The organism is Deltaproteobacteria bacterium, from assembly GCA_019308925.1.
Lineage (GTDB): Bacteria > Desulfobacterota > B13-G15 > B13-G15 > RBG-16-54-18 > JAFDHG01.
Genome location: JAFDHG010000023.1, coordinates 25,441 through 36,712, shown reverse-complemented (window position 1 = coordinate 36,712; position 11,272 = coordinate 25,441). Strand labels below are relative to the sequence as shown.

At 51.7% G+C, this 11,272-nt stretch carries 12 protein-coding genes; 4 read left to right on the top strand and 8 right to left on the bottom strand.

Annotated elements, in window-relative coordinates; genetic code table 11:
* From JRI46_05295 to JRI46_05260, 8 genes are all read right to left on the bottom strand, one after another.
* Positions 1-805: peptidylprolyl isomerase (locus JRI46_05295; protein ID MBW2039001.1), on the bottom strand; the 805-nt coding region annotated here is incomplete at its 3' end.
* Between the two features lie 14 nt (positions 806-819).
* Positions 820-1,788 carry a peptidylprolyl isomerase gene (locus tag JRI46_05290; GenBank protein ID MBW2039000.1) on the bottom strand — a complete coding sequence of 323 codons (969 nt, stop codon included), beginning with the start codon at positions 1,786-1,788 and terminating at the stop codon, positions 820-822.
* On the bottom strand, positions 1,785-2,618 hold the full coding sequence (locus tag JRI46_05285; GenBank protein MBW2038999.1) for a peptidylprolyl isomerase: 834 nt from the start codon (positions 2,616-2,618) through the stop codon (positions 1,785-1,787). Before JRI46_05285 ends, JRI46_05290 begins: the two co-directional genes overlap by 4 nt.
* A 66-nt stretch (positions 2,619-2,684) precedes the next feature.
* On the bottom strand, positions 2,685-5,984 hold the full coding sequence (gene mfd, locus JRI46_05280) for a transcription-repair coupling factor (GenBank protein ID MBW2038998.1): 3,300 nt from the start codon (positions 5,982-5,984) through the stop codon (positions 2,685-2,687).
* Entirely contained in the window at positions 5,959-6,438 is a 480-nt protein-coding gene (locus JRI46_05275; protein MBW2038997.1) for a hypothetical protein, read from the bottom strand. The genes mfd and JRI46_05275 overlap by 26 nt, the downstream gene beginning before the upstream one ends.
* A 232-nt stretch (positions 6,439-6,670) precedes the next feature.
* Positions 6,671-7,132 carry a HEPN domain-containing protein gene (locus tag JRI46_05270; GenBank protein MBW2038996.1) on the bottom strand — a complete coding sequence of 154 codons (462 nt, stop codon included), beginning with the start codon at positions 7,130-7,132 and terminating at the stop codon, positions 6,671-6,673.
* Positions 7,122-7,589, bottom strand: coding sequence for a nucleotidyltransferase domain-containing protein (locus JRI46_05265; protein ID MBW2038995.1), 468 nt, complete (start codon positions 7,587-7,589; stop codon positions 7,122-7,124). Before JRI46_05265 ends, JRI46_05270 begins: the two co-directional genes overlap by 11 nt.
* Before the next feature lie 415 nt (positions 7,590-8,004).
* On the bottom strand, positions 8,005-8,226 hold the full coding sequence (locus tag JRI46_05260; protein MBW2038994.1) for a hypothetical protein: 222 nt from the start codon (positions 8,224-8,226) through the stop codon (positions 8,005-8,007).
* A 295-nt stretch (positions 8,227-8,521) separates the two neighbouring features.
* Between JRI46_05260 and JRI46_05255 the strand changes: the two genes are divergently transcribed.
* From JRI46_05255 to JRI46_05240, 4 genes are read left to right on the top strand one after another with little or no spacing between them, the layout of a single operon-like run.
* Positions 8,522-8,872, top strand: a complete 351-nt coding sequence (locus JRI46_05255) for a hypothetical protein (GenBank protein ID MBW2038993.1) — start codon at positions 8,522-8,524, stop codon at positions 8,870-8,872.
* Position 8,873: 1 nt separating this feature from the next.
* The gene (gene rnc / locus JRI46_05250; protein ID MBW2038992.1) at positions 8,874-9,563 is read left to right on the top strand and encodes a ribonuclease III; all 690 of its coding nucleotides are present in this window, start codon (positions 8,874-8,876) and stop codon (positions 9,561-9,563) included.
* Between the two features lie 3 nt (positions 9,564-9,566).
* Positions 9,567-10,601 (top strand): radical SAM protein, encoded by a 1,035-nt coding sequence (locus JRI46_05245; GenBank protein MBW2038991.1) that lies wholly within the window; start codon positions 9,567-9,569, stop codon positions 10,599-10,601.
* 17 nt (positions 10,602-10,618) lie between these two features.
* Positions 10,619-11,272 (top strand): septal ring lytic transglycosylase RlpA family protein, encoded by a 654-nt coding sequence (locus tag JRI46_05240; protein MBW2038990.1) that lies wholly within the window; start codon positions 10,619-10,621, stop codon positions 11,270-11,272.

Sequence of the window (11,272 nt, the reverse complement as noted above, 5' to 3'; positions counted from 1 at the left end):
GCCCCTGGGAAGACCTTATGACCCCACTCACCTCTCCTGTTTCCATCTTGAAGACCACCTCTTCGAGCGCAGGGACCATCTCCCCCTTTTTAAAAAAGCCGAGGTCACCTCCTGAGCGGGCTGATGGATCCTCCGAATAGAGGATGGCCACTTCCTCAAATTCCGCCCCTTCCCGCAACCTCTGCAACACCCTTTTCATCTTCTCTTTGGCCATCTCCAACCCTTCGGGGCTGGCATCAGGTGGTACCTTGATCAATATATGCCTCACCCTTATTTGGGGGGGACGTTGATATCTCTTTACATGATGTCGATAATATTCCCTTATCTTCCCCTCATCCATGGATATCTTGGGTTTGATGAAGTTCTGTATTATCCTGGCCTTTCTTATCTGCGCCTTGAGAAAATGGCGGTACCCCTCCAAGGTGAACCCTTGGGAGGTGAGTTCCGTCTCCATTTGGGCATCGGTTATCTTCCCCTCTCTCTTCATCCTCTCGATGGTCTTCTCCACCTCTTCATCCTTGACCTTGATGCCAAACCTGAGGGCCACCTTCTGCAAGAGCTTCTCCTCGATCAGCATCTCCAGGACCTCCTTGCGGACCTGGGACAGCCTTATCTCCCTCTCCAAGGGGTTTTTCTCACTGCCGAGGGTGGCCTTCCCATATCTCCCCATGGCCTCTTCGAGATCAGAAAGGGTGATCACCTCCCCGTCCACTACCCCTACTACCCGATCCAACACCTTCCCTGCGGAGGGGAAAGGCATCAACAAAAAAAAGACGAACAATAAACAGAAAACCCTTTTCTCCATTAACCGATACCCCTTTATTCTCCCCCCCTTTTAGGGGTAGGAGGCCTTATCTCCTCTAAGGCCTTTTGGTTTATCCTGATCCGTGCCTTTTCCTTAACCCCTGCCAACCAATCTTGGAAGGCCCCCTCCTCCCTTTCCCGCAAGATCCTCTCCCTGACCTCCTCCTTCACCTCCTCAAAGCCCAATTTAGCTTGTTCCTGCTTGGCCACCAGCTGAAAGATATGATAGCCATAGGGGCTCTGCACGATGGAGCTTATCTCCCCCACCTTCAGAGAAAAGACCACATCAAGCTCCTCCGGCATCTCCCCCCGACCGAAAAATCCCAGGTCACCCCCTTCTTCAGCCTCCGGCCCGCTGGAATATCTACGCGCCAGCTCCTCAAAGGGCTTTCCCCTCTTGAGCCTCCTCAGGACTATCTTTGCATCCTTGATATTACGGACCACGATTTGCCGCACCCTCACCTGTTCGGGCACCACAAACTCCACTCTATGCTCCTCATAATACTCCCTCAGAGTGGGTTCATCGATGGGGGAGGTAACCTGGGAAACCCGGTTGATGACCTTCTCGATCAGGAGCCTTTGACGCAGCCTTTCTTTCCATTGGGGGAGGGGGATCCCCCCCTTTTTTACAACCTCCTCAAATCCCCCTTCAGGATAACCTCCTTTTATGGTGGTAAAGGCCTCCTCCAGCTCCTCATCGTTCACCGTTATCCCCATTTTTCGGGCCTCGTGGATGATAAGCCTCTTCTCGATAATCTGACCCAGGAGGGCTTCCTTCAGTCTTTCTAAGGCCTCCTGCTCTTGTAAGGAAAGAGGAATGTGGTAGCCCTCGACCAAAGGAGAGAGTTCCTCGGTGAACTCCGCGGCAGTAATAGGGTCACCATCGACCTCTGCCACCACCTGTGAGGGTAGATTACTCTGACATGAGGTCACCACGGCCCAGACCATGAGGATTAGGATAAAGGGCCTTAAGAAATGTCTCATTTACCCCCTTCCTCCACGGCCAACAACTCCTCATTAACGACGATCTTAGATCCCTTCCGCAACTCTTTCAGATATGCCGTGAGGATTTTCTCCCTCTTCTTTTCCTGGAGAAGGCCCTTGATCTCCTCTTTTACCTCGGAAAATGTCCGCTGATGGGGTTTCTTCCTGTCTTCAAGGCGGATAACGTGATAGCCAAAGCTCGCTTTGACAATCTCGCTTATCTCCCCCGGCCTCTTCAAGGAGAAGGCAGCTCGCTCAAACTCCTTGCCTGTCTTTCCCCTCTCGATATAGCCTAGATCCCCACCCTTATCCCTGCTGGGGCTGATGGAATATCTCTTCACCAATCTGATAAAGTCCTCCCCTTGACTCAGTCTCCTCTTGATCTCCTTGGCCTCCGGCAGGGTCTTCACCAAGATATGCCTCACCCTTATCCTTTCCCCCACCAAGAACTTCTCCTTGTTCTCCCGATAGTAAGCCTCCACCTCTTCGTCGCTGACCTCATCCTTCCCTTTAAAGAGTTCTCCTAGAAGGGCCTCGATGACCAACCCCTGTTTAAACCTCTCCAGCTTGGCCAGTATTTGCTTATCCCTGTCCAAACCCCTCTTCTTCGCCTCCTGCAAGAGGAGTTCCCGGTCTATGAGGTTTTGCAAAAACTCCTTCCTCGCCTCTGCTGAGACCATCATTGGTTTTAGATAAGTCGGGAGATGTTCCATCTCTTGGTTAAACTCCTCAAGGGTGATCTCCCTATCGTTTACCTTGGCCAACTCCTTCCCTTTAGGGGATTCAGCCTTGTCACAGGCGAAGGTGGAAAGAAATAAAAAAAGAAGCAACACCATCCCCCAAAATTTCCCTTTTATTGCCATCTTATGCCCTTTCTTTTTTAAAAAGCTACCATATCACGTCAACCCTTGCAAGATATTTCTGGTCTCCTCCAACACCCCCCTCCAATCCTTTGCCTCGGACGTATAGATCAACCTCATCTCCGGGGTTAGCCTATACTTACTATCCCCTCTTTCAATGAGATCCACCACCTTCTCCGGGGAGATCATCCCTCCCGGGGTGAAGCTCAACACTGCCATGTTATCCCTGAACTCAAATCTCTGGACGGAGAATTTACTAAGCCATATCTTCAATCTGATGACCTCCAAGAGGTTCAACAGGGATGGAGGGAGATGGCCAAAGCGGTCTTGCATCTCCACCTTTATCTCCTCTATCTCTTCTTCTTCCTCCAGGATGGAAAGCCTTTTGTAAAAGATAAGACGCTGATTGTTATCGGCAATATATTCAGCGGGTATGAAGGCATCTATGGGCAAACTGATCTCAGGTGTTACCCGCTCCTTCACCTCCTCACCCTTCAGCTCCCTTATGGCCTTCTCCAAGAGGCTATTGTACAACTCAAAGCCCACTTCAGCTATATGACCTGATTGGACATGCCCCAAGAGGTTACCCGCCCCCCTGGTCTCCAGATCCCTCATGGCAAGTCTAAAGCCGGAACCCAATTCGCTTAACTCCTGAATGGCCCTGAGCCTTTTGAGGCCCTCCCGGGAGAGTTGCTGAGGGGGCGGGACGATCAAATAGGCAAAGGCCCGCTGGGCAGATCTCCCCACCCTCCCCCGGAGCTGGTAGAGGTCGGCCAATCCAAAGCGTTCTGCATGATTGATGATGATGGTGTTGGCGTCGGGGATGTCTAGACCTGACTCAATTATACTGGTACAGACCAGGAGGTCTATTTCCCCTCCCACAAACTTCATCATCACCTCCTCCAAGGTCCTCCCCCTCATCTGCCCATGTGCTACAGCCAAACGTACCTCGGGGACCAGTCCCCGTAACATAGAAGCCACCCCTTCGATGTCCTTCACCCTGTTGTGGACAAAGAAGACCTGGCCACCCCTGTCGACCTCTTTGAGGATTGCCTCCCTGATCACCTCTTGGTCGAAGTTGACGATATAGGTGCGGATGGCCTGACGATTGGGGGGAGGGGTATTTATCAAGCTCAGGTCTCTGATCCCCAACAGGGACATCTGTAGGGTCCGGGGGATGGGGGTGGCGGTAAGGGTGAGGCAATCCATCAATTTCCTCATCTCTTTTAATCTTTCTTTATGGGAGACTCCGAATCTATGCTCTTCATCGATGATCAACAGACCCAGCTCCTGAAAAGAGACATCGTCTTGGAGGAGGCGGTGGGTTCCGACGATGATATCGATCTTCCTCTCCCTTAGTCGCTGCAGGAGCTCCCTCTGCTGGACAGGGGTTTTAAACCTGCTCAGACTCTCCACTATCACCGGGTAGTCCTTAAGCCTGGAGGTGAAGGTCAGGTAGTGTTGCTGGGCCAGGACGGTGGTAGGGACCAAAACGGCCACCTGTTTGTTGTCCAGGGCAGCCTTAAAGGCCGCCCTGATGGCCACCTCTGTCTTACCATAACCCACATCCCCACAGATCAACCTATCCATGGGCTTGGGCTCCTCCATATCCTCCATCACCTGCTCGATGGCCTCCCCCTGATCAGGGGTCTCCTCATACTCGAAGGCCGCCTCAAACTCCTTAAAGTAGACATCTCGAGAGGAAAAGGCAAACCCCTGAAAGGCCTTACGGGCGGCATAGATATCCAGGAGTTCTTTGGCCACCTGTTGGACCGCCTGTTTCACCTTCTTTGTGGTCCTCTTCCAAGAGATTCCACCCAGCTTATCGAGCTTAGGTGACCTATCTCCTGTCCCAATATATTTATGGACCAGATTGAGCCTATCCACCGGAACGTAGAGCCTGTCTCCACCCTCGTACTCTATCAGGAGGTAATCGTTCTCCACCCCCTCCCCCTCCAGTTTCACCAACCCTTGATAGACCCCTATCCCATAATCGATATGGACCACATAATCCCCCATTCTGAGGCCCTCAAAGTCGGAAAAGGGGGTGGGTTGCGCCCTTTTGCCTCGACCGACCCTCCTCTTCAGACCGAAGATCTCCTCTTCGGTCACCACCGCCAGCCCCTCCGAGGGGAGGCAGAGACCAGCCTTTAAGTCCCCCACCACGATGGTCAGGGAACCACGATCCCTCAAGGGGTGGGAGGGGAAGAAATCCCTAAACACCACCCTCAGACCTAAATCCTCCAGGAGCTCCCCCAGCCTCTTGGCCTGCCCTGGCGTTTGCGTGACGATGTAGACTGCCCACTTCCCCTTTATCCACCCTTGGACCTTCTGCGCCAAGACCCTCAGACCAGATGTCCTGACCTCCCTCTTGAGCTCCTCGTTAGAGGAGGCAAGTAGGGTGACCCGAGGGGGGACTCGGTCTCCCTGGGGGGCAAGCTCCCAGCCCCCTATCTCCACCCTCGGCCTCTGTGTGATCATGGTCATAACCGTCTGAGAAGGGAGATACTGATCCTCCGTTGCGCGTCTGCGCACCTGTTCCCAGAACTCCTCCGCCTCCTTATAGGTCTCTAAGGGACCATCTATAAAGACGAGTGCCCGGGATGGGAGATATTCGAACAGGGTGCCTTCCCCCTCTACCTTTAGGGGTGTTATGACGGCCTCCTCAACCCGCTGCACCGATCTTTGCGTCTCCAAATCGAAGGTGCGAATGGAGTCCACCTGGTCTCCGAAGAACTCTATCCTGATGGGGAGGTCCTGATCGAGGGAATAGATATCCATAATCCCTCCGCGCAGACTCATCTCCCCCCTCTCCTCCACCATCTCCACCCGAGTGTAGCCCAGGGATATGAGTTCCTTTGCCAGGGTTTCCCTGTCCCTGTCTTGCCCTACCTCGATCCTTATCAGGGATGAAAAAAGGGCATCCTTGGGGATTACCTTGCCCAGGAGCCCTTGGATGGGGGCAACGACCAAGGAGGCCCTCCCCCCACCGAGCATCCGCAGTACCTTCATCCTTTGGGCACAAAGACCCCAGGGGGGAAGGAGGTCCCCGTAAGGGATACCATCGAAGGGAAAAAGGAGGACACCTTCCTCCTCCTCAGGGGGAGTAAAGAAGAGGATATCCTCCCATAAGGCCTCAGCCCCATCTTGATCAGGGGTTATGACAAACAGGGGGGAGAGTTCCCTGCGCAGGAGGCTGATGAAGAAACCCTTTGTCCCTCCCTTCAATCCTGAGACATGAAGCTCTCCTCCCCTCTCCCAAGCCCTTTTCGTCAGGTGCAGGAGCTCCTCGATCCCATAGGGACTTCCCTTATCTTCGAACCAGTCCTCTTTCACCTCTCTGCTCCAAAGGTAGGGTACAAAGTTCAGGAAAGAGACATAGACCACATATCGGCTGGCGAGCCCGACAGATCTGCCTCCCATATCTGATGAGATTGAGGTGCAGGGAGATGGCCTTCCCAGTGGGGATTAAAGGGGCCAGGAGTCCATGGGCCCTCTCTGCCGTCACCTTGGCGGGAACCAGTCCTAACCGCTTGGTGATTCTCAGGATATGGGTGTCCACCGGGAAGACCTCCCTCCCACAACCAAAGGCCAATACACAGCTGGCAGTCTTAAGACCTACCCCCCTCAAACCTAGGAGGACCCCCATGGCCTCTTCCGTCCCCATCTCACAGATAGGGGAGAGAGTCACTTTACCCCATCTTTCCCGCACCCAACAGAGGATCTCCCTTATCCTGCCTGCCTTCTGCTGGGCCAGCCCCCCTACCTTGCAGATCTCGGTTTTGACCATTGGTGTTTTGTGAAAGTATGGTGGATATCAATACCTCCAAGGGGTCAGAGGGAGAATCTTTGTACGGGACCCCGTATCTCCCCTCCAAGGCCTCAGCGACCTTCTCTAGGGCAAGCGCTCTAATGGGTGTCAACCCTGAAAGGGAAGTCATCGGTTTGAAAAAGCTTCTTCGTGAGGTGAAATGAGGACGAGAACATCCCGTCTCCTCTTCACCTACCCTCTGTTTTGCTCATTAGAATAATTCCAATTGCGGGTCTTTTTCCTTTATCCATTGAACAACCTCATGTACAAATCGTTTAGCTGTCTTTAAGGCCTCCAGAGCTTCCTTTTCCGTCAAATTGTCCATTGGGTCATAGGTAAAGAGATTTCGCCTTCTCCTCATCTGGTCGAATCTACGAGTTAGGGTACGAAATTTCTCTCCTAACACCAGGCTGGCAAACTCCACCGTGGTTTTATGCTGTTCCCCGTCGTCTGGGCGATATCCAGAGAGGAACATAATGGCCCTTCCTGTTCGGAGCATAGCTAAATATGCAAAAGTGTAGGTGGCCTCTTCATCGATAGGCAGATTCTGTTCGGCTGTTTTTATATCCTTTAAGGCCCGAGAAAGGAGATTTCTTATCTGATTAAAAGGTTTTTCCTGCCTTTTAACCAATCCCTTATCCAACCATTGATTTATCCTTTTTTCATAGATCATTTGTGGTTCCGATGATAAAAACCTTTGGATTTCTTAAGACATCCATAATGAAAGAGTTTTCTGTTTCCTTTTTACGCTTAAATTCTTCAGGAGTATAGAGGACATAATTGATCTCGCGCCCCAATTCTTCTTCCATTTCCTGAATATCATTGACCAATTCATCCATATCAGGGTTTCCGATCAATAGAACATCAATATCTGAATTCCCCGTATCCTCACCACTGGCCACAGAACCATAAATAAGAGCCGTCTCAATGTTTTTTATCTTCTTCAAGCCTTCCCTTAGGGTATGTTCAATTCCTATTGTCTTCGAAACTATTTTCCTTAATTCCTCATAAAGGGGGAACGATTTGTCCAGTGAATAGTAGGTAAGGTTACCCACCTTATCTCTGAGAAAAAGGCCTGCTTTGGACCATCTAAGAAGTTCTCGGCGGATATTGCCCACCGGCTCATGCAACAACCTCTCCAGTTCTCTCAGGTAATACCTTCCGTTGGTTTGGGAAAAATAGAGGCGAAAGAGTTTTTGTCGAAGTTTCGATGATAAGAGATTTGGAAGTTCCAGCATTTCTATGCCCCTTTTGAATACAATTGTAGTAAATAATGACTACAATAGCAAGCCCAAAATAATTTATCCCAGTTCTGCTTCATCGAGGGATTTCACCATCATCAATTCTTTCCCCGGTCATCAATGACCTTGATCGCAATCCTCTGGTTTTCACCGGTAGTAAATGGTTCGCTTACCGTGCCTGCCAAATACTCCCAGACGGTGTCGTCATAAGTTCATTTAAGCGCCTTTTTCAGACTATACCATGCTTTGGTATGTGGGAAAAAGGCCTGGCTGACACAAAAAGCCAAGTCATTATAATCGCTATCTAAAAACCATGCATGGACATCGTCCCCATTCGAATGATGCACCTCGTAGGCAGATCTCGGTTTTGACCATTGGTGTTTTGTGAAAGTATGGTGGATATCAATACCTCCAAGGGGTCAGAGGGAGAATCTTTGTACGGGACCCCGTATCTCCCCTCCAAGGCCTCGACGACCTTCTCTAGGGCAAGCGCTCTGTCCTGGATGGCAGCAGGGAAAATAGACATTTAATCTTTATTCTAGAGATAATACCCTTACTAAGTCAATAAATTTTACCTTCTTTGACATCACGGTGCTGATTTGATATACAAAGTTCCGAGTAACAATAGATGGTATAAAGGAACCCTGAATGCTATTTCATACTTCAATCCCTTCTCGGTATTACTTCAGGGGGTCTTGCCCCCTAAAACCCTATGACTTGAATCCTTGAATCCCTCTTTGAAAGATGATATCTTCATTGGCAGGGTTAATGGTAAACCCTCATGCGTGTTTAAATATATCTTTAAAAATGGAGGTTCTACAATGGACAGGAGGACACACAAAAAGGCTATGTTAGTCTTCATAATGATCTTCTCCCTGGCGGGAATGGGCATTGGGGCCACCTTCTCCCCCATCAAGATCGCCCAGGCCCAGGAGATAGGCCCCAATGAGGTACAGGGAAAGGTCCTCTCCATCCAGACCAATGTCTTCCGCCGGGGGACCATCGTAGTCAAAAGCGATCAAACGGGGACGACTTACACCTTCTATGTGGGTGCTAGGACCGTATATTATCCCCCTCGCTACCCCGGCATTGGAGAGACCATAAAGGTCCAATACATCAACGATAGGGGGTTCCTCAAGGCCACCCGGGTAGAGATAGTCCAAGGTCCGTGAATTGTCCCTGTTAAAGGATTTGCAAGAAGGGATTTCTTACCGCTTCCGGGATCTTCAGCTCTTGATACAGGCCCTCACCCATCGGTCCTACCTCTCTCAGAAAAACGAAGAAGGGGAGGATAACGAGAGGCTGGAGTTCCTGGGGGACTCAGTTATAGAGTTGGTGGTGAGCCATCTCCTGCTAGCCCGCTTTCCCCACCTCACCGAGGGGGGACTATCAAAGGCCAGGGCCTCTCTGGTCAAGGAGGCTACCCTGGCCTCCCTTGCCCAAGGAGTTGGATTGGGAGAGACTCTGCGGCTGGGCCGGGGGGAAGAGGAGACCGGGGGGAAGGAGAAAGACTCCATCCTGGCCGGGGGCATGGAGGCGCTGGTGGCCGCCGTTTATCTGGATGGCGGATATGAGGAGGTCTTCCGGATGATAGAACAATTATACACCCCCCTCTTAGAGGAGATGAAAAGGGGACTAAAGGACGCGGATTTCAAGACCAGACTCCAGGAATATACCCAAAAATATCTGAACACCACCCCTCACTATATCGTGGCCGGAGAGGAGGGGCCAGACCACGACAAGACCTTTGAGGTAACCATCTCCATAGGGGGAAAGCTATACGGGAGGGGAAGAGGAAGGAGCAAAAAGGATGCCGAGCAACGGGCGGCTGAAGAAGCCTTAAGGTCCTTGAGCGAGGATTAAGGGATGAAAGGCAAAAGATTTATCATCCCCATCTTTATCTCCCATTTTGGATGTCCCTACAGGTGTGTATATTGCGATCAACACCGGATAGCCCGCCCTGCCTCGGCGCTCCCCAGCCCTGAGGAGGTGCGCAAAGAGATCGAGTGGTACCTGAGGGTGGGCGTACGCAAGCGAAGAGATGTCCGAACAATACAGGTGGCCTTTTATGGGGGGAGCTTCACCGCCCTAGCCCAGGAGACCCAAGAGGGGCTTTTGCACAGCATCGCCCCCTTTCTGAGGGAGGGAAGAGTCCATTCCCTTCGATTATCCACCAGACCCGATTATATCTCCCCCGAGATCATGGAAGTCCTCAAGACAAACAAGGTAACTACCGTTGAACTGGGGGTCCAGTCCATGGATGACGAGGTCCTAAAGACCTCTCGGAGGGGATATGGAAGGGAGGAGATAAAGAGGGCCATATGGGAGCTCAATCAGAGGGGTTTTGAGGTAGGGGTCCAGCTCATGGTGGGCCTACCAGGGGACACACCGGAGAAGTTCTCCTCTACCATAGAGGAGGTAATCGGAATAAAACCCCATTTTGTCCGGATCTACCCTACCTTGGTGATCAAGGGGACAGTGTTGGAGAGGTGGTTTCATGAAGGGCGGTACCGCCCCATCTCATTGGAAGAGGCGGTAAACATAACCAAGGGGGCCTTACAGAGGTTTCGCCAGGCCCAGATCCCGGTAATCAGGGTAGGGCTTCAGCCCACCCCCTCCCTGGAGACAAAAGGCACCATTGTTGCCGGCCCCTACCATCCGGCCTTCCGACAACTAGTAGAGGGCTCTATACTCTACGAACAGGCGGCCTCTCTATTGGCCAGCTCACGCACAGAGGAGAGGAGCTCCCCCATCTTTCTGCTCTCACCCCAGGATATATCCAATTTCTACGGACAAGGAAGACGAAATATAAAGAGACTTAAGGAGGCCTTTGGTTTAAAAGAGGTAAAAGTGCAAACCGACCCCAAAAGGGAGAGGGGGACGATCTCCCTTTGTGTATAATTCGTGAGGCTACAAGGATGAAGAGAGTATTGTGGATATTTCTCATCTTGATCGTCTTCTGGGGATGTGCACCCAAGAGGGAGGTAAAGATCCCCCCTCCAAAAGTCCCCCCGGTGACCCGGAGGGTAGAGTATGGATGGGCCTCGTGGTACGGAAGGCAGTTTCATGGACGGCGCACCTCCAGTGGTGAGGTCTACAATATGTATCAGTTGACCGCTGCCCATCGGGCCCTCCCCATGGGAATTAGGGTGGTGGTTACCCACCTCAAGAACGGCAGGTCGGTAATGGTGACCATCAACGACCGCGGACCATTCGTGAAGGGAAGGATTATCGACCTCTCCTATGCCGCTGCGCAGGTCCTGGGGATGGTCGAGGAGGGGGTGGCCTGGGTGAGGGTGGAGCCCTTAGGAAAAAGGGGCCTTTCACCTCTCCCTGCTGAAGGGCCTTTCACAATCCAGGTAGGCTCCTTCATCCTCCGATCCAATGCCCTCAGGCTGATGGAGGAGTTAAAGAAGGTACATAAAGGAGCCTACATCGCCGTATTGAAGACACCAGAGAACAGATATTACCGCGTAAGGCTGGGAAGATTCAGTAACAGGGAAGAGGCCTATCAGTTTGCCATGCGCCTGGCTAAGAACGGATATACACCCTTTATAACCAAAACCGAATAA